The sequence below is a fragment of the Phenylobacterium aquaticum genome, assembly GCF_947378715.1.
Lineage (GTDB): Bacteria > Pseudomonadota > Alphaproteobacteria > Caulobacterales > Caulobacteraceae > Phenylobacterium > Phenylobacterium aquaticum_A.
In genome coordinates this window covers 61819-83364 of record NZ_CANCLE010000001.1, presented here as the reverse complement: position 1 = coordinate 83364, position 21546 = coordinate 61819, and the positions used below count along the sequence as shown (strand labels likewise).

General features: G+C 68.8%; 21 protein-coding genes. 10 read left to right on the top strand and 11 right to left on the bottom strand.

Features of this window, described 5'->3' with window-relative positions:
* Positions 1–52 precede the first annotated feature (52 nt).
* Positions 53–2239, bottom strand: coding sequence for a xanthine dehydrogenase family protein molybdopterin-binding subunit (locus tag Q7P21_RS00390; protein WP_304175245.1), 2187 nt, complete (start codon positions 2237–2239; stop codon positions 53–55).
* A gap of 11 nt (positions 2240–2250) precedes the next feature.
* Positions 2251–2721: a (2Fe-2S)-binding protein gene (locus tag Q7P21_RS00385; RefSeq protein WP_304167170.1), complete on the bottom strand. Its 471-nt coding sequence runs from the start codon at positions 2719–2721 to the stop codon at positions 2251–2253.
* 131 nt (positions 2722–2852) lie between these two features.
* Here Q7P21_RS00385 and Q7P21_RS00380 point away from each other — a divergent pair, with 131 nt between their 5' ends.
* From Q7P21_RS00380 to Q7P21_RS00370, 3 genes are all read left to right on the top strand, one after another.
* Complete coding sequence (locus Q7P21_RS00380) at positions 2853–3209, top strand: cytochrome c family protein (RefSeq protein WP_304167172.1); 357 nt, start codon at positions 2853–2855, stop codon at positions 3207–3209.
* Positions 3210–3245: 36 nt separating this feature from the next.
* Complete coding sequence (locus Q7P21_RS00375) at positions 3246–4139, top strand: NAD(P)-dependent oxidoreductase (RefSeq protein ID WP_304167175.1); 894 nt, start codon at positions 3246–3248, stop codon at positions 4137–4139.
* Positions 4140–4216: 77 nt separating this feature from the next.
* Positions 4217–5221 (top strand): phosphotransferase, encoded by a 1005-nt coding sequence (locus Q7P21_RS00370; RefSeq protein ID WP_304167179.1) that lies wholly within the window; start codon positions 4217–4219, stop codon positions 5219–5221.
* 6 nt (positions 5222–5227) lie between these two features.
* Here the strand turns inward: Q7P21_RS00370 and Q7P21_RS00365 are convergent, their stop codons facing one another.
* The 3 genes from Q7P21_RS00365 to Q7P21_RS00355 form a co-directional block, all read right to left on the bottom strand.
* A complete protein-coding gene (locus Q7P21_RS00365; RefSeq protein WP_304175243.1) occupies positions 5228–6904 on the bottom strand; it encodes an MFS transporter in 1677 nt (558 codons plus the stop codon).
* 114 nt (positions 6905–7018) lie between these two features.
* Positions 7019–9706 carry a PAS domain S-box protein gene (locus Q7P21_RS00360; RefSeq protein ID WP_304175241.1) on the bottom strand — a complete coding sequence of 896 codons (2688 nt, stop codon included), beginning with the start codon at positions 9704–9706 and terminating at the stop codon, positions 7019–7021.
* Between the two features lie 154 nt (positions 9707–9860).
* Positions 9861–11051 carry an acyl-CoA dehydrogenase gene (locus tag Q7P21_RS00355; RefSeq protein WP_304167186.1) on the bottom strand — a complete coding sequence of 397 codons (1191 nt, stop codon included), beginning with the start codon at positions 11049–11051 and terminating at the stop codon, positions 9861–9863.
* A gap of 189 nt (positions 11052–11240) precedes the next feature.
* Here Q7P21_RS00355 and Q7P21_RS00350 point away from each other — a divergent pair, with 189 nt between their 5' ends.
* From Q7P21_RS00350 to Q7P21_RS00340, 3 genes are all read left to right on the top strand, one after another.
* Positions 11241–13712, top strand: coding sequence for a TonB-dependent siderophore receptor (locus Q7P21_RS00350; RefSeq protein WP_304175239.1), 2472 nt, complete (start codon positions 11241–11243; stop codon positions 13710–13712).
* Between the two features lie 79 nt (positions 13713–13791).
* Positions 13792–14469, top strand: coding sequence for a Fe2+-dependent dioxygenase (locus tag Q7P21_RS00345; RefSeq protein ID WP_304167192.1), 678 nt, complete (start codon positions 13792–13794; stop codon positions 14467–14469).
* Positions 14470–14604: 135 nt separating this feature from the next.
* Positions 14605–14808: a hypothetical protein gene (locus Q7P21_RS00340; RefSeq protein WP_304167194.1), complete on the top strand. Its 204-nt coding sequence runs from the start codon at positions 14605–14607 to the stop codon at positions 14806–14808.
* On the opposite strand, the gene cysQ is transcribed toward Q7P21_RS00340, so the two are convergent.
* Both cysQ and Q7P21_RS00330 read right to left on the bottom strand, forming a co-directional pair.
* Positions 14805–15584: a 3'(2'),5'-bisphosphate nucleotidase CysQ gene (cysQ, locus tag Q7P21_RS00335; protein WP_304167211.1), complete on the bottom strand. Its 780-nt coding sequence runs from the start codon at positions 15582–15584 to the stop codon at positions 14805–14807. The two genes, Q7P21_RS00340 and cysQ, sit on opposite strands and share 4 nt — an antisense overlap.
* Complete coding sequence (locus tag Q7P21_RS00330) at positions 15584–15790, bottom strand: DUF3553 domain-containing protein (RefSeq protein WP_304167197.1); 207 nt, start codon at positions 15788–15790, stop codon at positions 15584–15586. Before Q7P21_RS00330 ends, cysQ begins: the two co-directional genes overlap by 1 nt.
* A gap of 66 nt (positions 15791–15856) precedes the next feature.
* Between Q7P21_RS00330 and chpT the strand changes: the two genes are divergently transcribed.
* The 4 genes from chpT to Q7P21_RS00310 all read left to right on the top strand — a co-directional run bounded on the left by chpT (position 15857) and on the right by Q7P21_RS00310 (position 18585).
* Positions 15857–16522 carry a histidine phosphotransferase ChpT gene (gene chpT, locus Q7P21_RS00325; protein WP_304167199.1) on the top strand — a complete coding sequence of 222 codons (666 nt, stop codon included), beginning with the start codon at positions 15857–15859 and terminating at the stop codon, positions 16520–16522.
* 192 nt (positions 16523–16714) lie between these two features.
* Positions 16715–17080: a response regulator gene (locus Q7P21_RS00320; RefSeq protein ID WP_304167201.1), complete on the top strand. Its 366-nt coding sequence runs from the start codon at positions 16715–16717 to the stop codon at positions 17078–17080.
* Positions 17077–17904: a protein-glutamate O-methyltransferase CheR gene (locus tag Q7P21_RS00315; protein ID WP_304167202.1), complete on the top strand. Its 828-nt coding sequence runs from the start codon at positions 17077–17079 to the stop codon at positions 17902–17904. Before Q7P21_RS00320 ends, Q7P21_RS00315 begins: the two co-directional genes overlap by 4 nt.
* A gap of 72 nt (positions 17905–17976) precedes the next feature.
* Positions 17977–18585: a hypothetical protein gene (locus Q7P21_RS00310; RefSeq protein WP_304167204.1), complete on the top strand. Its 609-nt coding sequence runs from the start codon at positions 17977–17979 to the stop codon at positions 18583–18585.
* Between the two features lie 63 nt (positions 18586–18648).
* Here the strand turns inward: Q7P21_RS00310 and Q7P21_RS00305 are convergent, their stop codons facing one another.
* The 4 genes from Q7P21_RS00305 to Q7P21_RS00290 are packed head-to-tail and all read right to left on the bottom strand — an operon-like array spanning position 18649 to position 21355.
* Positions 18649–18786 carry an entericidin A/B family lipoprotein gene (locus tag Q7P21_RS00305; protein ID WP_304167206.1) on the bottom strand — a complete coding sequence of 46 codons (138 nt, stop codon included), beginning with the start codon at positions 18784–18786 and terminating at the stop codon, positions 18649–18651.
* Positions 18787–18836: 50 nt separating this feature from the next.
* Positions 18837–20567: a sensor histidine kinase gene (locus tag Q7P21_RS00300; protein ID WP_304175237.1), complete on the bottom strand. Its 1731-nt coding sequence runs from the start codon at positions 20565–20567 to the stop codon at positions 18837–18839.
* A gap of 3 nt (positions 20568–20570) precedes the next feature.
* On the bottom strand, positions 20571–21167 hold the full coding sequence (locus tag Q7P21_RS00295) for a sigma-70 family RNA polymerase sigma factor (RefSeq protein WP_304175235.1): 597 nt from the start codon (positions 21165–21167) through the stop codon (positions 20571–20573).
* Entirely contained in the window at positions 21167–21355 is a 189-nt protein-coding gene (locus Q7P21_RS00290) for a NepR family anti-sigma factor (protein ID WP_304170580.1), read from the bottom strand. Before Q7P21_RS00290 ends, Q7P21_RS00295 begins: the two co-directional genes overlap by 1 nt.
* Between the last annotated feature and the right edge of the window lie 191 nt (positions 21356–21546).

Genomic DNA, 21546 nt, shown 5'->3' with positions numbered 1-21546 from the left:
TCATCCGCATCCTCCACGGCGCCCGGGATCTGGGCGAGGCCCTGGACGAAGCCTAGGCCTTCACGATCGGCAGGCTGTTGGTGGCCTTGCCGTTGATCGCCAGGATCGCATTGGCCACGGCAGGCCCGATCACCGGCACGCCCGGCTCGCCGATGCCCGAGGGCGCCTCGGCGGAGGGCAGGATGTAGGTCTCGACGTGCGGGGCCTCGGAATTGCGCAGCACTCGATAGGTGTCGAAATTGGTCTGCTCGACCGCCCCATTGTTCAGGGTGATCTGACCGAACATCGCGGCCGACAGACCGTAGCAGGTCCCGCCCTCCATCTGGGAGGCGATCTGGTCCGGCGAGATGGCGACGCCGCAGTCGACGGCGGTGACCACGCGCCCGACCTTGGGAGCGCCGTCCACCAGCTTCACCTCGACGATCTGGGCCACGACGGTGTCGAAGCACTCATGCACCGCGACGCCACGGGTCCAGCCGGCGGTTGCGGGCTTGTCATAGCCGGCCTTCTCGACCGCCAGCTTGAGTACAGCGGCATGACGGGTCGCGCCGGCCTTCTCGTACATCGCCAGGCGATAGGCCACCGGGTCCTTGCCAGCCTTGCGGGCCAGCTGGTCGATGGTGTGCTCCATGACGAAGGCGGTGTGGGTCGCCCCCACCGAACGCCACCACAGCACCGGCACGCCGACATCGGGCAGCAGGGCCTGGCCGTCGACGATCGGGATGGCCTTCAGATAGGGCGAGCCCTTGGCCCCTTCGACCGTGGTCTCGTCCAGCCCTTTAGTGGGGACGGGGGAGCCCTTCATCAGGGTCTGGGTGACGATCCGGTGGCGCCAGGCGACGGGATAGCCATCGGCGCCGATCACCACCTTCACATTGTGGTGGGTCAGGGGGCGGAAATAGCCCGCCGTCATGTCGTCCTCGCGGGTCCAGACCAGCTTCACCGGCCGGCCCTTGCCGACATGCTTGGCGATCTGCACGCACTCGGACGTGTAGTCGGACTGGAAGTTGGCGCGCCGCCCGAAGGAGCCGCCCGCGAACAGGGTCTCGATCTCCACCGCGCCCGGCAGCATGCCGACGATCTTGGCGGTGTTGAGCTGGTCGACGGTCGGGATCTGCGAGCCGAAGGTCAGCTTGGCCTTGCCGGCCGAGATCTCGGCGACGCAGTTCATCGGCTCCATGGTCGCATGCGCCAGGAACGGGAAGTCGTAGGTCGCCTCGAACAGTTCGCCCTTGGGCGCCTTGGCGAAGTCGCCCTTGGTCTCGAAGCCTTGCCAGACGGTCTTCTCGGGCAGGGCGCCCTTGCCGGCGGCCCAGCCCGTATAGGCGGCGGTCAGTTCCTTGGAGCCGCGCTTCTCGGCCTTGGTCTCGTCCCAGGTCACCTTCAGAGCCTCGCGGCCCAGCTTGGCGGCGTAGGTGTTGTCGGCGACCACGGCGACGCCGGAGGGAATCTGGAACACATCGACCACGCCCGGGACCTGCTTGGCCGCCGTGGCGTCGAAGCTCGCCACCGTCGCGCCGAAGCGCGGCGCATGGGCCACCATGGCGGTCAGCATATTGGGCAGGTGGACGTCCTGGGTGAACCGGGCCGTGCCATCGCTCTTGGCCTGGGCGTCCTTGCGACGCACCCGGTCAGTGCCGATCAGGGTGAAGGTCTTGGGGTCCTTCAGGGTCGGCGTCTTCGGCGGCGTCACCTTGGCCGCGGCGGGCAACAGTTCGGCGAAGGTGGCCGACTTGCCCGAGGGGTGGCTGACTACCCCATTCTTCACAGTGATCTCGCCGGCCGGCAGGTTCCAGCTGTTGGAGGCGGCCTCCACGAACATGGCCCGGGCCGAGGCGCCGGCCTGGCGCAGCTGGGTCCAGCTATTGGCGATGGCCGACGACCCGCCGGTGCCCTGCACGCCCATCTTCAGATTGGCGTAGACCTTGGCGATGGCCGGAGCCTGCTCGACCTTGAGCGTCGACCAGTCGGCGTCCAGTTCCTCGGCGGCGATGGCGGCCAGGCCGGCATGGTTGCCCTGGCCGAACTCGATGTGCTTGGAGACCACGGTCACCACGCCGTCGGCGCCGATCTTGATGAAGGGGCCGAAGGCGCCGAAGTCCATCTTGGCGCCGATGGACAGCAGGTCGCCGGGCGAGCAGCCGACCAGCAGGGCGCCGCCCACCAGGGCCGCGCCGACCACCAGGTCGCGCCGGGTGGCGCCGGACTTCAGGGTCTCAGGATTCACGGGAGCGTTCATGATGGCGTCCCTCAGGCTTTGGCGGGCGCGGCGGGCGTCATGCCGGCGGCGTCCTTGATGGCGGCGCGGATGCGCTGATAAGCGCCGCAGCGGCAGATGTTGCCGTCCATGGCCGCGTCGATGTCCTCGTCGGTCGGGTGCGGCTTGGCGGCCAGCAGGGCCGTCGCGCTCATCAGCTGGCCGGATTGGCAATAGCCGCACTGCGGCACGTCGTTCTTCACCCAGGCCTGTTGCAACGGCGAATTCCCGCCCAGGCTCTCGATGGTGGTGATCTTCACCCCGACCAGGCCGGAGATCGGCATGGAGCAGGAACGGATCGGCTGGCCGTCGGCCAGCACCGTGCAGGCGCCGCACTGGGCGATGCCGCAGCCGAATTTCGGGCCCGTCAGGCCGATCTCGTCGCGCAGCACCCACAGCAGGGGCGTGTCTGGCGCGGCCTTCACCGTCACCGGCTTGCCGTTCACATCGAGCGTCGTGGCCATGGGCTGCGTCCTCCCCTTATCGGCGGTTCAAGGCGATCTTAACGTCGTTTAGCTGGCGAGGTAAATGCGTTCCGGCTTGGCGCGTTCCCGCGCATGCGACTAACCTCGCCCGATTGGATCAGGAGACGCCCATGACCCGCCGCAGCTTGTTGCCCGCCCTCGCCCTCGCCACTGCGGCGATCGCCGGATCCGCCCAGGCCGCCGACGGCGCCAAGCTCTTCCAGCTGCAGTGCAAGACCTGCCATGGCGCCAAGAGCACTCCCATGGCCCCCAGCCTGGCCGGGGTGGCGGGGCGCAAGATCGCCAGCCTGAGCGATTTCACCTATTCAGCCGGCCTGAAGGCCAAGACCGGAACCTGGACCGACGCCAATCTCGACGTCTATCTGGCTGGCCCGTCGAAGTTCGCGCCCGGTACGCGGATGCCGACCGGGGTCGCCGCCGCCCCCGACCGGACTGCGGTGATCGGCTATCTGAAGACCCTGAAGTGAGCGGCGGCCCCATGGCCCGGCGCTGCGGCTAGTCGCTTGGACGCCTTTCCCGCCTTCTTCCCGCTGGCTGGCCGCAAGGTGGTGATCGCCGGGTCCGGCGAACCCGCCGAGGCCAAGGCGCGGCTGTTCGCCGGCTCGCCCGCCATGCTGGTCCGCATCGAGGGGCCCGAGGCCCTGCTCCCCGGCGCCTATTCGGGCGCCATGCTGGCTTTTATCGCCGATGAGGACGAAGGCTTCTGCCAGGCCGCCGCGGCCGCCGCCCGGGTGGCGCGCGCCCTGGTCAATGTCGCCGACCGGCCACAGCTGTGCGACTTCACCACCCCGGCGGTGATCGACCGCGGCGAGGTGGTGGCCGCCATCGGCACCGGCGGGGCCTCGCCCATGCTGGCCACCATGCTGCGCAACGACATCGAGCAGCGGGTGCCGGAGGGCGCGGGCCGGATCGCCGCCCTGTTCCGCAAGTTCCAGGACGATGTCCGCGACCGTTTTCCCGAACTGCACGCCCGCCGCGCCTTCCTGCGCGAGGCCCTGTCCGGCGCCGCCGCCGACGCCGCCCAGACCGGCGACATGGACAAGGCCCAGCAGTTGTTCCGCGACGCCATCGCCCGGGGTCCCAAGGCGATCGGCAAGGTGCAGTATGTGGCCGGCCGGGGCCCCGCCGACCTCTTGACCATCCGCGCCAGCCGCGCCCTCGCTGCCGCCGACGTGCTGGTGATCGACGGCGGCGCCGATCCTCAGGTCCTGGCCATGGCGCGGCGTGACGCAGAGCGCCTGGATCCGGCTCAGGCGAGCGCCGATCACATGGCCGAACTGGTCCGATCGGGACGCCGCGTGGTGCGGGTGCTGGCCGCCGCCGTTCCGGCCACAGAGGCCCAGGCCCTGGCCGCCGCTGGGGTTCCGGTCGAGGTCCTGGCCATGGTCAGCGCCTAGCGGCGGATTTAATACCCGGATAATATTGACTTCATATTTCACCCGGGTAAAAAGCGGCGACCTTCTGGAGCCGCCCCATGCCGATCGCTGAACCTCACCGCGCCGCCGTCGAACGCGCCCTCGTCACGGCCTTCGGGACTCCGGTCGCCGACAGCGTCACGCCCCTGGCCGGCGGGCTGTCCGGCGCCCAGGTGCTGAAGATCCGGGTCGGCGGCATCGCCTATGTGCTGCGGATCGAGGGGGCCCGCGACGCCTTCCGCGATCCCCACCGCTGGTATGGCTGCATGGCCCACGCCGCAGAGGCCTGCCTGGCGCCGCGCGTCTATTACGCGAACCCCGAAGACGGGGTGGCGATCCTCGACTTCATTCCGCAGCGGTCGCTCTCCACCGACTATGCCGGGACCCGCGACAACCTGCTGGTCGAACTGGCCCAGACCGTCCGGGTGCTGCACCAGACCCCGGGCTTCCCGCCCCTGGTCGGTTATCTGGACGCCATGGAGAGCCTGCTGGCCCCGTTCCGGGCTGGCGGAATGTTCACAGCTGGGACGCTGGACGCGCTACTCACCAGCTATGACCGGGTGTCTGCGCTCTATCGCGGCCTGCCGGCCGACGAAGTCTCCAGCCACAACGACCTCAACCCGCGCAACCTGATCTATGACGGTCGCCGGATCTGGCTGGTGGACTGGGAATCGGCCTTCCGCGCCGACCGCTATGTCGACCTGGCGGCGAGCCTCAACATGTTCACCCGCGATGCGGCCGAAGCCGACCTGGTCGTACGCACCTATTTCAACCGGCCGCCGACCCCGGTGGAACAGGCGCGGCTGCAGCTGATGCGCCAGATCAGCCACGTCTTCTATGGGGTGATGTTCCTGTCGGGGGCGGCGGCCGAACGCCCCGGGACGGTGTTCGCCGACCTCGAAGCCCCGCCGCTGGCCGCACTGCACCAGGGGATAGGCGAGGGGACCTTCGCCCTCGACCCCTGGGAGGGCCGGGTCGCCTATGGCAAGGCGCAGCTCAGCGCGGCGCTCCAGGGAATAGGCGGCGAGGCCTGTGATCAGGCGGCCAGGGTGCTGGCCGCCTGAGCCCCTCTAGTCATCCAGCGACCGGCCATTGGTCTCCGGCAGGAAGAACAGGCAGGTCAGCACCGAGAGCAGGGTGAAGCCGAAGGGATACCAAAGGCCGGAATAGATGTTGCCCACCGCCGCCACGATGGCGAAGGCGGTGAAGGGCACGAAGCCGCCGATCCAGCCGGTGCCGATATGATAGGGCAGGGACATGGCGGTGTAGCGAATGCGGGTCGGGAACAGCTCCACCAGGCAGGCGGCGATCGGTCCGAACAGGGCGGTCGCGGCGATCACGAACACGAACAGCACCCCGAACAGCAGGGGCAGGTTCATGCGCTTGGGATCCGCCTTGGCCGGATAGCCGGCGGCGGCCAGGGCCTTCTTGATGTCGCCCTCGACCTTGGTCTTGACGAGCTTGGCCTGGGGCTTGGCCAGACCCTTGGCCGAGGCGGTGGTCACGACGGCGTCGCCCACCCGGACTTCAGCCTTGGAGCCTGCTGCGCCCCTCTGATTGTCATAGGACACCCCGGCATTGGCCAGCACGCTCTTGGCGATGTCGCAGGACGAGACGAAGGACGCCTTGCCGACCGGGTCGAACTGCAGGGAGCACTCGGCCGGGTCGGCGACCACCACCACGGGGGTGCGGGCCTGGGCCTCGGCCAGGGCCGGATTGGCCGCCTGGGTCAGGGCGTGGAAGCCGGGGAAATAGGCGACCAGCATCAGGGTCATGCCGAACAGCATGACCGGCTTGCGGCCGATCTTGTCCGACAGCCAGCCGAACACGACGTAGAAGACGGCGCTGACCGCCGTGGCGACCATCATGATCCAGTTGATGGTTTCCGGCGGCACCTTCAGGAACTTGTCCAGGAAGGTCTGGACGTAGAAGAAGGCCGTGTACCAGACGGCCCCCTGGGCGGACATGATCGCGAACAGGGCGATCAGCACCAGCTTGAGATTCTTCCACTGGCCGAAGGCCTCGGTATAGGGCGCGGCGCTGACCTGGCCCTCTTCCTTCATCTTGGCGAAGGTCGGGCTCTCGCTGAGCTTCAGGCGCATGAACACCGAGACCGCCAGCAGGCCGGCCGAGAACAGGAACGGAATGCGCCAGCCCCAGGCGTCGAAGGCGTCGGGGCCGAAGGCTTTGCCCAGGACCAGCCGGGTGGCGAGGATCACCAGCAGCGCGCCGAACAGGCCGAAGGCGGCGGAGGTCTGCACCCAGCTGGTGGCCCGGCCGCGCGCGCCATGGGGCGCGTGCTCGGCCACATAGATCGCGGCGCCGCCATATTCCCCGCCGAGCGCGAAGCCCTGCAGGATACGCATCAGCACCAGCAGGGCCGGGGCGACCAGGCCTGCCTGGGCATAGCTGGGCAACAGGCCGATGGCGACGGTCGCGCCGCCCATCAGCATCACGGTCACCAGGAAGGCGCCCTTGCGGCCGGCCCGGTCGCCGATGCGTCCGAACACCAGCGCGCCCAGCGGACGGAAGGCGAAGCCCGCGCCGAACAGGGCGAGCGCCGCGATATAGCCGGCGGTGTCGGTCAGTCCGGAGAAGAAGGTCTTGGAGATGACTTGGGTCAGGCTGCCGAATACGAAGAAGTCGTACCACTCAAAGGTGGTGCCGGCCGATGAGGCGGCGACCACGGTGCGGAGCGACACCTCCCGCGGCGGTGCGCTCGACGTCTCTGCGGCGACTTCGGCCATGTTGTTGTTCCCCACCCTGACTGGCGCGAAGGTCTAACACCGGCGCGGCGGGGAGCGGAAGAGCCTGGAGCGCGGCGCGCCCGGCTCACCGCCACAGCCGTCCGCGCTGCGGCTTCAGGCGACGGCTTCGTCGCGCTGAGGCGTTGGATGCGACAGCCGGGCGATCTCGGTCAGCAGGGCGGCGGGCGAGATCGGCTTGCCGACCACCCCGTCCATGCCGGCCTCGATATAGGCGCGGTGCTGGTGCGACAGCACATTGGCGGTCAGCGCCACGATCGGGGTCGTGGCGACCGGGCCGGGCAGGGCGCGGATGCGGCGCGCCGCCTCCAGCCCGTCAATGCCCGGCATCTGCACGTCCATCAGGATCAGATCGAAGCCGCCACGCGCCGCCGCCTCGACGCCCAGCAGGCCGTCCGGCGCGGTCTCGACATGGGCGCCCAGGTTCTCCAGCAGCTTGGTGGCGATCATCCGGTTGGTGGGATTGTCCTCGACCACCAGCACCTTGAGGCCGGCGAGGAAGGCCTCGCGGCTATCCTGAACCGCCGCCACGGCCTCGGCCGGCGGCGCACTGACCTCCAGCCAGAAGGTGGAGCCCTGGCCCTCGACCGAGGAGAAGCCGACGCGACCGCCCATCATCTCGGCCAACCGCTGGGTGATGGCCAGGCCCAGGCCCGAGCCACCGAATCGCCGGGTGGTGGAGGCGTCCCCCTGGTCGAAGCGCTGGAAGATCCGCGCCTGGGCCTCGGCGGGAATGCCGACCCCGGTGTCCTCGATCTCCAGCCGCAGCAGCCGAGGCTCCCCGGGCAGCAGGGCGGCGCGCAGGGTGATGTGGCCGTCCAGGGTGAACTTCACCGCATTGCCGACCAGGTTGAACAGGGCCTGGCGCAGGCGCACCGGATCGGCCCGCACCCAGCCGATCTCGGCGAAGCCCTCCAGCCGGATGGTCAGGCCCTTGGCCTCGGCCTGGGGCCGCAGCAGATGGGCGACGCCCTGGGCCAGGGCGGCGGGATCGATGGATTCCGGGGTCAGCTCCAACCGGCCGGCCTCGATCTTCGAGAAGTCGATGACGTCGTTCAGCAGCTCAGACAGCATCAGGCCGCAGGACAGCGCCTCCTCCAGCATGCCGCGACCCTCCTCGCTGAGCGCCTCGGTCTTCAAGAGGTGCAGCACCCCCATCACCCCGTTCAAGGGCGTGCGGATCTCATGGCTCATATTGGCCAGGAAGGCGGCCTTGGCGTCGGCGCCGGCCTCGGCGGCGCGCTGGGCCTCGATCAGGGCCAGTTCCTGGCGCTTGCGATCGTCGATGTCCTGGATCAGGCCGACGCCCTTCACCCAGCGCCCGGCCCGGTCGACCTTCAGATGATGAAACACCCGCACCCAGCGGGCTTCGCCGGCCGGGGTGTAGATCCGCGCCTCGAAGGCATCGGCGCCGTCGCGCTTGCCGGAGCGCAGGTCGCGGAACGCGGTCCGCACCCGATCGAGGTCGTCCTCGTGGAAGTTGGGGAAGCGCAGGGCGCGCGCGTCCTCATAGCTTCTGGTCGCCCCGATCAGGCGCTTGAACTCCGGCGACACCCAGAAGGTCTTGTTGACGTGGTCTATCTCATAGACCCCGGCGTCGGCGGCGCTGAGCGCCAGCTTCAGGCGGCGCGCATTGGCCTGGGCTTCGCGCTTGGCGAGCGACACCGCCGAGACGTCGTCGACGAAGGCCAGCATGCCGCGGATCTCGCCGCTCGAATCGCGCCAGGGACGGGCCTCCCAACGGACCCAGTGGGCGTTGCCCTGGCTGTCGGTGAAGCGGTCTTCCTGGTTCGAGGTGACCTGGCCGCCCAGGGCCTTGCGCTGGGCGCGCAACAGCCGCTTGGGGATGGTCGGGAAGACCTCCGGCAGGGTGCGGCCGATATAGGGCCGGTGGTCCAGGCTGAAGGCCGCGCGCCAGGCGCCGCTGGCCACCAGATATTTCAGCTCCATGTCGAACATGGCCACCGCCACCGGGGCGCTCTCGATCAGGCCGCGGATCTGATGGCCGGTCCGCACCGCCGCCTCATGGGCGGCCGTGAGCTCGGTGATGTCCTGGGAGATGCCGCGCAGGGCGAAGACGCCGCTGGGGCGCGGCTCGCACAGATAGGTGACGCGCCAGGTCGACCATCGGCCGTTCTTGTTGCGCATGCGGTGGTCGAAGGCGCCGGGGCGACCCAGCCGGGCGCCTTCTTCGAACCGGCGGCGGACATCCTCCGCCTCGTCCTCGTGCAGCAGGTCGATGAATTGTTCCGGGGTCTCCATCTCGGCCTGGGCGTAGCCGGTGATCGCGCGGATATCGTCGGACCAGGTGATCCGCCGCGCTTCCGGCTCGTAGCTCCAGGAGCCGATGCCGGCGGCCTCGGCCAGGATCAGCTGGGTCTGGCGGGCGGTCTCCAGCTCAATGCGGGCGGCGCGATCCTCGGTCACATCGCGAACGATGCCGATGACGTGGCCGTCCTCGGTCAGCTGGGCGCGGCCCTCGAACCAGCGCCAGTCGCCCGATTTCATCAGCACGCGCGAGATATGGTCGCCCATTCCGTCGCGCAGCACCCGGGCCATGTGGGCCTCGATCTCGGGCAGGTCGTCGGGGTGCATGAAATCGCCGGCCGGGCGGCCGATCACCTCGGCCTCGGTCCAGCCGGTCATGCGCAGCCAGGCGGGGTTCACCAGCTTGAAGCGGCGGTTGGGCCCCAGCACGAACAGCACTTCGCGGCTGTGCTCGAACATCCATTGCACCATGCCCGCCGTGTCTGTCGGCGTGCCGCTCTTCTTCTCGTCGGCCATGCTCGCCCCCCCGATGACGCGCGCGAGCATGACTCTGGAAGCGTAAACGTATGGTTCGAAACCGCGACAATTGACCGCAAGGGTTGCGTCGTCGCTCGGGCCACGTGGAAGTGGCCGCCCCGGCCCGAATTGGGCGGGGCGGCGATGGGCGAGGCTAGAAGGCGTTCTCGCCGGTGATGGCCCGACCCAGGATCAGGGCGTGGACGTCGTGGGCGCCTTCATAGGTGTTGACGGTCTCCAGGTTCGCGGCGTGGCGCATGACGTGATAGTCGCCGGAAATCCCGTTGCCGCCGTGGATGTCGCGGGCCTCGCGGGCGATGGCCAGAGCCTTGCCGCAGTTGTTGCGCTTCATCAGGCTGATGGCCTCGGGCACCCAGGCGCCCTGGTCGATCAGCCGGCCGAGCGCCAGCGCGCCCTCGAAGCCGAGCGCGATCTCGGTCTGCATGTCGGCCAGCTTCTTCTGGATCAGCTGGCGGGCGGCCAGCGGCTTGCCGAACACCTTGCGGGACTGGGTGTATCCGCGGCTGGCGTGCAGGCAGAAGTCCGCCGCCCCCATGGCGCCCCAGGCGATGCCGTAGCGGGCCTTGTTCAGGCAGGAGAACGGCCCGCGCAGGCCCGACACGCCGGGCATCATCTGGTCTTCCGGCACGAAGACGTCATTCAGCGCAATCTCCCCGGTGATCGAGGCGCGCAGGGAGAGCTTGTTGAGAATCTTCGGGGTCTCGAAGCCTTCCGAGCCGCGATCGACCAGGAAGCCGCGAATCACCCCGTCGAGCTTGGCCCAGACCAGGGCCACGTCGGAGATCGGGGCGTTGGTGATCCACATCTTCGCGCCGTTCAGCACATAGCCGCCGGGCGCCTTGCGGGCCACGGTGCGCATGGAGGCGGGGTCGGAGCCGCCGTCCGACTCGGTCAGGCCGAAGCAACCGATGATCTCGCCCGCCGCCATGCCGGGCAGGTACTTGCGCTTCTGGGCCTCGGAGCCGAAGGCGAAGATCGGGTACATGACCAGCGAGGACTGCACGCTCATCGCCGAGCGGTAGCCGCTGTCGATCGCCTCGATCTCGCGGGCGATCAGGCCATAGGCCACGTGATTGACCCCGGCGCAGCCATACTCTTCGGGAAGCGTCGGGCCGAGAAAGCCCAGCGCGCCCATCTCGGTCATGATCTCACGATCAAACCGCTCCTCGGCATAGGCCGAGACCACCCGGGGCAGCAGTTGTTCGCGGGCGTAGGCGCGGGCGGAATCCCAGACCATGCGTTCGTCTTCGGAAAGCCGCGCGGCCAGATCGAGGGGGTCTTCCCAGTCGAACGTCTTGGCGGGGGCGGCGGTGTCGAGGGCCATGGCCGGTCTCCTTAGGTCAGCGCCGCCTTATGGGCCGAAAATCCGCAGCCGTGTAGGCGCCATGCGTCGCGTGGATGGGTCCAGGTCAAATTTGCGAATGACTCGCATTGCCAAAGTTTCAAGCTGCAATTAAGAACGCTTCTCAATAGCAGTTTGTGTGGCGTCAGTGAGGGTTCGGGGATGCGTCGGGTGAAGAGCGGAGTCGTCGGTTACGCGCGCAAGCGGCCGGCCCATCTGGGTCTGGTGATGTTGGCGGGGGCCGTCAGCCTTGCGGGCGCGGCCCATGCGGCCGAGGCGGACGCCGACGCCACCGAGGTCTCCGCTGTGCAGGTGAACGGCGTGCGCAAGCCGCTGGACAATGACACCGGCCTGTCGGTCCTGCCGACCACGGTCCAGGACACCCCGCAGGCGATCAGCGTGATCTCCCAGGCCCAGTTGAAGGCCCAGGGGGTCAACAGCCTGGAACAGGCCCTGCGCAATGTGCCGGGCATCACCATCGCCATCGGCGAGGGCGGCACCCTGAACGGCGACCAGTTCAAGATCCGCGGCTTCGACGCCAAGGACGATGTCTATATCGACGGCCTGCGCGACTTCGGGGTCTATACCCGCGACAGCTTCAACTATCAGGAAGTCCAGGTGCTCAAGGGTCCCTCGGGCGCCATGTTCGGGCGCGGGACCACGGGCGGGGCGATCAACACCGTCTCCAAGACGCCCCGGCTGCAGGACTTCGCCACCGTCGACACCTATGCAGGCAATGGCGACTATTACCGGGCCCTGGCCGACATCAATCACCAGCTGAACGACACCACGGCGGTGCGGCTGAACCTGATGGGCTCCTCGACCGGCGTGGTCGATCGTGACTCCATCAACTCCAAGCGCTGGGGCGCGGCCCTCTCGGTGGGCTTCGGCCTGGGCACGGACACCACGCTCACCGCCAGCTACCTGCACCAGCACGACAACCGCCGGCCCGACTATGGGATCACCATCGTCCAGCGTCCGGGCGACATCATCGCCCTGCCGGCCACGGAATATGGCGTCGGCGTGGAGCGCTCCAGCTTCCTGGGGTTCAACAACGACGTCGACCGCACCGACGCCGACATCCTGACCGTGCGCGTCAGCCACAAGGCCGCGCCATGGCTGACGCTCACCTCCGACAGCCGCGTCGGCGCCTATAGGCGCTACTTCCAATATTCGACGACCGACCAGTGCAACGCCGCCTGCACCACCGCCCTGTTCGACAACAATGCGGCCACCGAGGCCTATGGCGGCATCGGCGGCTCCGGCCCCTATGACCAGGACAGCTGGGGCGCCCAGAACATCTCGACCGCCCGGATGGACTTCGATGTCGGCGGACTGAAGACCCAGGCGATCTTCGGCGTCGACCTGTCCTACCAGCACAATGACAAGCAGTTCTACGCCTACACCCTGCCTGCCGGGATCACGGCGCGCACCGCGATCCCGCACCCGCTGGTCAATCCGAACCCGATCTTCCCGTCCGGCTATTCGGTGTTCCGCCCGGTGGTGGGCCGCAACATCACCTGCCCCGCCAGCGGCCCCTGCACCACCAGCTATAATGGCGCGACGGTCGCCACCAATGTGACCGCCGCCACCGCCCTGGCCACCCAGGGCGAGGCCGTCGACCTGGCCCTGTTCTTCACCGACCGCCTGTGGCTGACCGACGCCCTGTCGGTGATCGGCTCCCTGCGGGTCGATCGCTATGACGCCAAGCTGGACACCCTGCTGATGAGCGGCGCCGCCAGCCCGGTCGGCGGGCTGAAGGTCAAGTCGACCCTGAAGAGCCCGCGCGCCAGCCTGGTCTATGAGCCGTCCCAGACCGAGACCTACTATCTGTCCTGGGGCCGTTCGGAGACCCCGCAAGGGACCTCCGTGGTCGGGGCCGGCACGGCCGTGGCCCTCACCGCCAAGGACCTGGAACCCGAGGTCAGCCAGATCTGGGAGGCGGGCGCCAAGCTCGGCCTGCCCGGCGGCCGCGCGTCCTTCACCGCCTCGGTCTTCGACGTGAAGAAGGACAATTCGCTGCAGACCGATCCCGGGACCGGCTTCCTGGTCGCCCAGTCGGGCGAGCGCCAGGAGGTCAAGGGTGTGGAGCTGGGGCTCACCGGCAAGCTGACAGAGGCCTGGACCGTCAGCCTCGGTTACGCCTATCTCGATGCGCGGATCAAGGAGTCCTATTCCAACTGCACAGTGCCCACGACCACGGCCGGCACGCCGACGGCGGTGGTCTGCCCGGTGGGGGTGACGGTGGCGATCCCGGTGCTGAACACCGTCGCGGTCGGCCAGCAGGTTGTGTTCGTGCCGAAGACCTCGGCCTCGGTCTTCACCACCTATGATCTGGGCCATTGGGTCGAGGGCCTGTCGGTCGGCGGTGACGTCACCTATCAGAGCAAGCTGAACGTCGCCTACACGGCGCGCAGCGTCTCCTATACCGACCGCGCGACGCTCACGGCCTCGCGCCTGGCCGAGGTTCCGGAGAGCGTCACCCTGAACGCCTTCGCGGCCTGGACCTTCGGCGAGGGCCAGCGACTGGCCGTGAACGTCTACAATCTCACCGACCGGCTGAACTACACCCAGGTGTTCGGCAACCGCGCGGTCCCCGCCGCCGGCCGCACCTTCATCGCCTCCTACAGCAAGAGTTTCTGAGCCGCGTCCTCCCCTCCAGCGGCTTGGGTCTTGACGCGGGTCATGCGTGGCCCGCGTCATTCCATTTTAGGATCCCACCATGCTGATCCAGATCGAAGGCGTGCTGACCGCCGACCAGGTGATCGATTTCCGCCGCCGGCTTTCGGAAGCCGCCTGGGTCGATGGCAAGGTCACGGCCGGCGCACAGTCGGCCCAGGCCAAGCATAACCTGCAGATCCCCGAGGATGCGCCCGTCGCCCGCGAGCTGGGCGAGATCATCCTGGGCGCGCTGGGCCGGCATGAGACCTTCGTCTCCGCCGCCCTGCCGCTCCGGGTCTTTCCGCCGCTGTTCAATCGCTATGACGTGGGCATGGGCTTCGACACCCATGTGGACAATTCGATCCGCTTCGCCGGGCCGGTCCGCTATCGCACCGATGTGTCCGCGACCCTGTTCCTGTCCGACCCGGACGACTACGAGGGCGGCGAACTGATCGTCGAGGACAGCTATGGCGAGCATGCGGTGAAGCTGCCGGCCGGCGACCTGGTGCTCTATCCTGCCTCCAGCCTGCACAGGGTGGCGCCGATCACCTCAGGCTCCCGCTGGGCCTCGTTCTTCTGGATGCAGTCGATGGTCCGCGAGGACGCGCGACGCGCCCTGCTGTTCGACATGGACAACGCCATCCGCGCGCTCTCGACGCAGGTGGGCCAGGCCGATCCCTCGGTGGTGGCGCTGGCCGGCGCCTATCACAACCTGATCCGCATGTGGGCCGAGGTCTGAGGCGCGCGCCAAGGTCAAGCCTGCGACGATCCGGCCACTCGCCCGATGGGCGATTCGTGTGATTCGATGGACCACGGATCGCAACCAAGCCGTGGTCCGCCCGTTCCCCTGTCAATGAGCTTCAGGGACACCCCGATGTCGATCCAGGCGCCGCCCCACAGCCCCTACGACCTGTTCAAGCCCTTTGTCTGGCTGGCGCTCCTGGCGTTCCTGCTGGGCTTTTCCAGCTTCCTTCTGGCCGGCGCCAGCAACGTGGCCCAGGCGCATGACCGAGCCCAGGCGATCCTGCCGGCGGCGGATTCCGCGCCGGGTCATTGGGGCGCCGTGCGCCCGATCTAGTCCGCCGCGCCGCGGGCGATGAACCAGCCATTGCGGAAGCCGTCGGCGACCTTGCCATAGACGAAGGGCCCGCCGCCGTGGGTCTCCATCCGCCCGCCCGCCGCCTCCAGCACCGCCTGTCCTGCGGCGATGTCCCATTCCATGGTCGGTCCATGACGCGGATAGATGTCCGCCGCCCCCTCGGCCAGGCGGCAGAACTTGATCGAGGAATCCATCGCCTGGGGGTGGTCGAAGCCGTATTCGGCCGCGTACTTCTCGACCGTCTCCGGCTTCATGGTGTGGCTGACCAGGGCCACGGCCTGGCCCTGGGGCCAGGTCCGGGCGCGCACCTCGCTCTCCGGCCCGCCCCAGATCCGCTTGAAGGCCCGTCCGCCGCGGGTGAACCAGGTCTCGCCGGTCACCGGCGCCATCACTGCGCCGGCGATCGGGCGCTTGCCCGAGACCAGGCCGATATTGACGGTGAAATTGGGATCGCCGCGCACGAAGGCCTTGGTGCCGTCGATCGGGTCGACCAGAAAGAAGGGGTCGCCCACGGCTTCCGGCGCGCCATATTCGCTGGCGTGTTCCTCCGAGACCACGTGGACGTCCGGAAAGGCCTCGGCCAGACGGCGCAGAATCAAGAGCTCGGCCTGGCGGTCGGCCTCGGTCACCGGGCTCTCGTCGGACTTGGTGTGGACCTTCAGCCCGGACTTCCACAGGGGCAGGATCAGGCGCCCTGCCTCCTCGCAGATGTCGGCCAGTCGGGCGCCGGCGTCGTCGGGAACGATCTGCGACATCATCGGCGGGCGCCCGGCGCGCGCGGGTCGTCGCCGATGAAGTCCAGCCGCACCACGGCGGCGTCGATCACCTGCTTGCCGGCCTCTTCGAAATTGACCGTGACCTTGCCGGCCGCCACCGACTGCACCTGGCCCAGGCCCCAGTCGGGCTGGGCGGGATGGCGCACCAGGACGCCGGGTTCGAGGAAGGGATCGGGAGCGCTCATCGGGCCAGGGTCTAGCCGCCGCGCCCCGTTTGCCAAAGCGCCAAATCAGGCCAAGGTCTCAGGCCCATGACCGACGCCGCCACGATCGCCGAACCCCTTGCCCTGCCCCGGACCGCCGAGGTGGCGGCCTATCTGGCCGCGCGCATGTGTCACGACTTCATCAGCCCGGCGAGCGCCATCGTCTCGGGGCTGGACCTCCTGGAGGACCCCAGCGCCCAGGACATGCGCGAGGAGGCCATGGGCCTGATCGCCTCCAGCGCCCGCAAGCTGGCCGATGCGCTCTCCTTCACCCGGGTGGCCTTCGGCGCCTCGGCCATGGCCGAGACCTTCGACTGCCGCGAGCTGGCCAAGCTGACCACGGCGATCTTCCAGCACATGCGCGCCCAGCTCGACTGGCAGGTGACGCCCTTGGGCGTGAACAAGCCCACGGCCCGCACCCTGCTGAACCTGGCCCAACTGGCCGGCGCGGCCCTGCCCACCGGCGGGACGGCCAAAATCCAGGCGGTCGAGGAGGACGGCAATATCGTCATCGCCGTCGAGGCCACGGGCCCGCGAGCCCGCCTGCGCTCGGAGGTCGCCGCCGGCCTGCGCGGCGAGGCGATGGGCGAAGGGCTGCACGGTCACTGGGTCCAGGCCTATTACGTGAACCTGTTCATAAATGACGCGGGTGGACGGGTGTTCGCCGAGGCCTCCGAGGAAAAGGTGGTCTTCGCCGCCACCCTGCCGGCCTGATCGGCTCTGGGGTCCCCGAAGCATTTGGAATCAATGGCCTAGCTTGTCGCGCGGGGGCGTCGACGCCTCAATCTGCGGCGGCGTCTGAGCGGTCCGCCCAAATCGGGTCGTGCGGCGTTAAGATTTGTCCCGCCCACACGCCTCCTTAACCAAAGCCGCGCGAAATGAGGGCGATTGGAAGAGGTGTGGCTTTTGAAGACCTGTCTCGTGGTCGACGACAGCAAGGTGATCCGCAAGGTGGCTCGCCGCATCCTGGAGGATCTCGGCCTTGAAATCGCCGAGGCGTCCGACGGGATGGAGGCGCTCGCCTGGTGTCGCGCCGCCATGCCTGACGCCGTGCTGCTGGACTGGAACATGCCGGTGATGAACGGGATCGAGTTCCTGCGCCATCTGCGCCGCGAGCCGGGCGGCGACAAGCCGACGGTGGTGTTCTGCACCGTCGAGAACGACCTGGAACATATCCGCGAGGCCCTGGCGGCCGGCGCCAACGAGTACATCATGAAGCCCTTCGACGGCGACATCATCGCCTCCAAGCTGGTCGAGGTCGGGCTGGTATGACGCCTGAGGATCGCGAGCTGGCGGCGCAGATCTGCGCGTCGCGCGCCGGGCTGCTGGTGGACCCGGAGAAGGCCTATTTCATCGAGAGCCGCCTGGCCCCCGTGGCGCGGCGCGAGGGCTTCGGCTCGGTGGACGACATGCTGGGCGATCTGCGCCTGAAGCGCGACGACCGCCTGGCCTGGTCGATCGTCGAGGCCCTGGCCGCCGGCGAGACCGCCTTCTATCGCGACCGCCGGCCCTTCGCCCTGTTCGAGACGGAAATCCTGCCGACTCTGGCGCGCATGCGGGGCGGCGAGCCGATCCGCATCTGGAGCGCGGCCTGCGGCTCTGGCCAGGAAATCTACTCCCTGGCCATGACGGTCGAGGACATGCGCGGCCAGATTCCGGGCGCGAAGATCGAATTGTTCGCCTCCGATCTCTCCGAGCGTGCGCTTGAGAAGGCCCAGAGCGGCCTCTACACCCAGTTCGAGGTCCAGCGTGGTCTGCCGATCGGCCATCTGGTCCGGCACTTCGAGAAGGCCGAGGAAATGTGGGTGCTGTCGCCGCGCATCCGACAGATGGTCCGCTGGCGGCGGATCAACCTGATCGCCGACCTGTCCACCGCCGGCCGCTTCGACGTGATCTTCTGCCGATACGTGCTCGCCGGCCTGACCCCGCAGATGAAGCCCCGCCTGATCGAGAACCTCGCCAGGGCCCTCAGCCCTGACGGCTTCCTGGTGCTGGGCGAGGGTGAATCGGTCGCCGGTGTCTCCGACGCCTTCCAGGCCGTGACCGGACGCCCCGGCCTCTACGCCCGCAATCCCGCCTTTCGCGCCGCCGCCTGATCCCCCCGCCCCGCGCGCCTGACAGGGCCCCGCGCCCTGGGCTAAGCTCACCAAGCTGTTCAGGAGAGACAGATGCGCGCGATCCTCGTTTCCAGCCTGGTCCTCACGGCGGCTCTGTCGCTGGCCGCCTGCAACCGCCAGGCGGTTCAGCACAAGGCGGCGGCTCCAGTCGCCGCCGCGCCCGCAGCTGTCGCGCCGCCCGCGACTCCGCCGCCGGCCGCCACGGCGGGGCTTCACCATGCCGCCGGCCTGGACCTGTTCGGCTACTACTCGCCCCAGGCCGAGCTGATGGTCGGCAATTTCAAGCTTCGCCAGATCAATCTGGGCTCCGCCGAGGAGTTCGAGGCCTATGAAAAGGGCCAGAGGATCTCGCCCAACTACGCTCCGGTGATGCTGGAATTCGAGGACGTCAGCAGCCCCCAGAAGCAAACCGAGCTCGGCCAGACCTATCATGAGGCCAGCCGCCGGGTGTTGCCCGACAGCTACCAGATCACCGCCGGCGCCATCAGCTTCCACGGCCATGATGAGGTCCTGGGCGAGGTGGCGTTCGAGGGGCGGCTGGACGGCGCGGCCCTGGCCCGGGTCCGCGCCGGAGGCCCGGAAGAGCCGGTGCTCAGCGGCGTGGTCACCGTGATGCGCCAGAAGCTGACCCGGGCCTTCGTCTGGTTCGGCGGCGACTGACGCGAAAAGAAGAAACCCCGCCGGTGAGGGCGGGGCTTCGGGTCTCTCGAAATTCCGAGAGCTTTAGTGCTTGGCGTCTTCGGCGGTGCCGGTGACGGCCCTGCCAGCGGCCGAAACGTCCTTGCCGGCGCCCGACACGGTGTTGCAGGCCGTGACGGCGAGGCTTGAGGCCACGAGGGCCAGCAGAATGATTTTGCGCATGGACTAAGGTCTCCGCGACGAGTGTGGATGGGAACGCCCCTGTCCAACGGTCAAGCCACGGCCTGGTTCCCGGATGCGGCGGCCGATGCCGCTGGCGGGGCGTAGGCCGGGGTTGGAAACTCCAGGCGGGCGCTGATTCCGCCCCCGGCGTTGCGCACCAGCTCGGCCGTGCCGCGCAGCTGGCGGGCGAAGGCGTTCATCAGGGTGCGCCCGACGCCGGCGCCGGCCAGGGCCGAATCCGGGGCCGAGCCGTCGTCGCTGATGGTCAGGGCCGCCTGGCCGTCACGGACCTTGAACTCCACGGTCAACCGCCCGCCCCGTCCGGTGAACGCGTGCTTCTGGGCGTTGGTGATCGCCTCCACCGTGAACAGCGCCAGGGGCGCCAGACGGTCCGGATCAATGACCAGGGCGTCGACCAGGATCTCGGTCTCGACCGTCGCTCCGTTGAGGGAGTCGCCGGCGATCAGCTGGGCCGTCAACTCCTCCAGGAAGGGTCGCAGGTCGACCTGCTTCAGGTCGGGCCCCTGATAGAGGGCGCGGTAGACCAGGGCCAGGGCGGTGATCCGCTGGCGCGTGTCCGACATGGCGGCCCGGGCGGCCGGGTCGGACAGGGCCCGCTGTTGCATGTTCAACAGGCTGGTGATGACCTGCAGATTGTTCTTCACCCGGTGATGGATCTCGCGCATCAGCGCGTCTTTCTGGGCCAGGTTCTCCCGCAGGTCGCCGTCGCGGGCGACGATGGCGTCGGCCATGTCCTCCAGGGTCTCGGCCAGGTCGCGGATCTCTGGCGGGGCCTGCTCGGCCTGGATCGGGCGCACGCTGAATCGGCCGCGCGCATAGAGGGCGGCGATGCGCTGCAGATAGGCGATCCAGCGGATCACCACCCGGTCGGCGGCCACCAGCACGGCGGTCAGGGACAGGGCGAAGGTCAGCAGCGGAAAAGCCAGGCTGCTCAGGGGATTGATCCAGGCCCAGGCGAACAGGTCCTGGGACCTGGCCGAGAGGATCACATAGAGATCGTCGCCGACCAAGGGGGCGGCGGAAAACACCCGGCTGCGGTCATGGCCGTCGCGGCCGGTCCAGACGCCCGAGCCATGGGCGGCGATCCTGGCGCGCCAGTCGCGCGGCAGGGCCGGGAAGGCCTCGGCGTCGGTGGCGTTGACATAGTGGCCGGTGGAGTCCGCCAGGGCGACCTCGGCGTCCACCGGCAAGGAGGCGTCCGAAAGCTTGGGCGCCAGGCTGGCCAGGGAGATCACCGCCACCAGCCCGCCATCGAACTGCTGGTCAGGCCCGACGGCCCTGACCGCCGCCAGCAGGGCCGGCTGCCGGGCGTAGATCGCCCCGGCGTCGCGGGTCACGACCAGGTTCTCGCCGGCCGCCATGCGCTGGAACCAGGGCCGCTGGGCCCGCTGGGGATCATAGGGAGTGTCGGCGGCGGCGCAGGCCACCCGCCCGTTGCGGTCGAAGCGGATCAGATTGGCGTAGCCGGGAATGCGCTGGGTCACCTGGGCCAGGCGCTGGGCGCACTGGAACCCCACGGATCCGGGGGCCAGGGTCTCAAGCAGGATGTCGGCGGCTTCCATCCGCGCGCGCGCCGTGGCGGCGCTGCGCTCGGCGGCGGCGGCCAGGCCGGCGCGGCGGATCTCGCCTTCGCGCTGAAAGGTCAGGGTGGCCTGGATCGCGCCCAGGATCAGCACGGGCAGCAACGCCGCCGCCAAGGCGGCGGTCAATCGGACACGAATGGTGGAGAGCGAACCCCAGGGCGCATGGATCACGGCCATCGCCTATCTGACGACGCTGAGTCGCTCCGCGTCAGCCAGGATGGCCCGCATGGCGTCGCCCGCGGGAGCGCCGTCGCGCTCATAGGAGCCGTCCTCCAGAATGGCGTGCAGGGCGCGGCGCGCCCGGCTGACCCGGCTCTTCACCGTGCCCACCGCGACGCCGCAGATGTCCGCCGCTTCTTCATAGGCGAAGCCGCCTGCCCCGACCAGGACCAGGGCCTCGCGCTGTTCGGCGGGCAGCATGGCCAGGCCCAGGCGCAATTCGTCCAGGGCCAGCGGCGAGGCGGGATCGTCGATCGCCACCAGCGTCCGCTCGGCCGACTCCTGGTCGAGCTGGACCTGGCGCCAGGCGCGGCGCTTCTCGGAATAGAACTGGTTGCGCAGGATCATGAAGGTCCAGGCCTTCATATTGGTGCCCATCTGATAGCTGGCCCGGGCGTCCCAGGCCTTCATCATGGCGTCCTGCGCCAGATCATCGGCGGCGGTGGGGTTGCCGGTGAGGGTGCGGGCGAAGGCGCGCAGGTGGGGAATCAGGCCGACCAGCTCACGCTTGAACGCCTGATCCGGATCTGCCGCGCGATCTGGGGCGGCGTCGGTCATCAGCCCTTCTCCGGCGGCGTCTGGTCGGCCTTGCGCAGAATGTCCAGGAACTCGTCCGGCACCGGCTCATTGACCACCTCGTCGAACATCTGGCGCAGGCGCACGCCGATGGCGTGCTGGCGCAGGCGCGCTTCATCGAGCGCCGCAGAGCCGCGTCGGGTCGGGTCGGTGGGTTGTTGATCGATCATGTGTTCGACGTTCCGCCGTCGCGGACCCTGCCCCCTCGGTTGATCCTCGTCGCCCATCAACGCCCAGCTCCCACGCGGGTTCCCGCGATTCAAACTCCACTGTGCAGAAAACGCCGGTCTGTGGGAACCGGTTCCCTAGGCAGGCGTTTCCGGGTCTATGGTGAAGCCTGGGTCGCGTGCGGCCCGCTGGC

Coding starts and splice junctions, on each gene's coding strand:
- Q7P21_RS00390 (WP_304175245.1), bottom strand. CDS start 2,239: ATGAACGCTCCCGTGAATCCTGAGACCCTGAAGTCCGGCGCCACCCGG.
- Q7P21_RS00385 (WP_304167170.1), bottom strand. CDS start 2,721: ATGGCCACGACGCTCGATGTGAACGGCAAGCCGGTGACGGTGAAGGCC.
- Q7P21_RS00380 (WP_304167172.1), top strand. CDS start 2,853: ATGACCCGCCGCAGCTTGTTGCCCGCCCTCGCCCTCGCCACTGCGGCG.
- Q7P21_RS00370 (WP_304167179.1), top strand. CDS start 4,217: ATGCCGATCGCTGAACCTCACCGCGCCGCCGTCGAACGCGCCCTCGTC.
- Q7P21_RS00365 (WP_304175243.1), bottom strand. CDS start 6,904: ATGGCCGAAGTCGCCGCAGAGACGTCGAGCGCACCGCCGCGGGAGGTG.
- Q7P21_RS00360 (WP_304175241.1), bottom strand. CDS start 9,706: ATGGCCGACGAGAAGAAGAGCGGCACGCCGACAGACACGGCGGGCATG.
- Q7P21_RS00355 (WP_304167186.1), bottom strand. CDS start 11,051: ATGGCCCTCGACACCGCCGCCCCCGCCAAGACGTTCGACTGGGAAGAC.
- Q7P21_RS00345 (WP_304167192.1), top strand. CDS start 13,792: ATGCTGATCCAGATCGAAGGCGTGCTGACCGCCGACCAGGTGATCGAT.
- Q7P21_RS00340 (WP_304167194.1), top strand. CDS start 14,605: ATGTCGATCCAGGCGCCGCCCCACAGCCCCTACGACCTGTTCAAGCCC.
- cysQ (WP_304167211.1), bottom strand. CDS start 15,584: ATGTCGCAGATCGTTCCCGACGACGCCGGCGCCCGACTGGCCGACATC.
- Q7P21_RS00330 (WP_304167197.1), bottom strand. CDS start 15,790: ATGAGCGCTCCCGATCCCTTCCTCGAACCCGGCGTCCTGGTGCGCCAT.
- chpT (WP_304167199.1), top strand. CDS start 15,857: ATGACCGACGCCGCCACGATCGCCGAACCCCTTGCCCTGCCCCGGACC.
- Q7P21_RS00315 (WP_304167202.1), top strand. CDS start 17,077: ATGACGCCTGAGGATCGCGAGCTGGCGGCGCAGATCTGCGCGTCGCGC.
- Q7P21_RS00310 (WP_304167204.1), top strand. CDS start 17,977: ATGCGCGCGATCCTCGTTTCCAGCCTGGTCCTCACGGCGGCTCTGTCG.
- Q7P21_RS00305 (WP_304167206.1), bottom strand. CDS start 18,786: ATGCGCAAAATCATTCTGCTGGCCCTCGTGGCCTCAAGCCTCGCCGTC.
- Q7P21_RS00300 (WP_304175237.1), bottom strand. CDS start 20,567: ATGGCCGTGATCCATGCGCCCTGGGGTTCGCTCTCCACCATTCGTGTC.
- Q7P21_RS00295 (WP_304175235.1), bottom strand. CDS start 21,167: ATGACCGACGCCGCCCCAGATCGCGCGGCAGATCCGGATCAGGCGTTC.
- Q7P21_RS00290 (WP_304170580.1), bottom strand. CDS start 21,355: ATGATCGATCAACAACCCACCGACCCGACCCGACGCGGCTCTGCGGCG.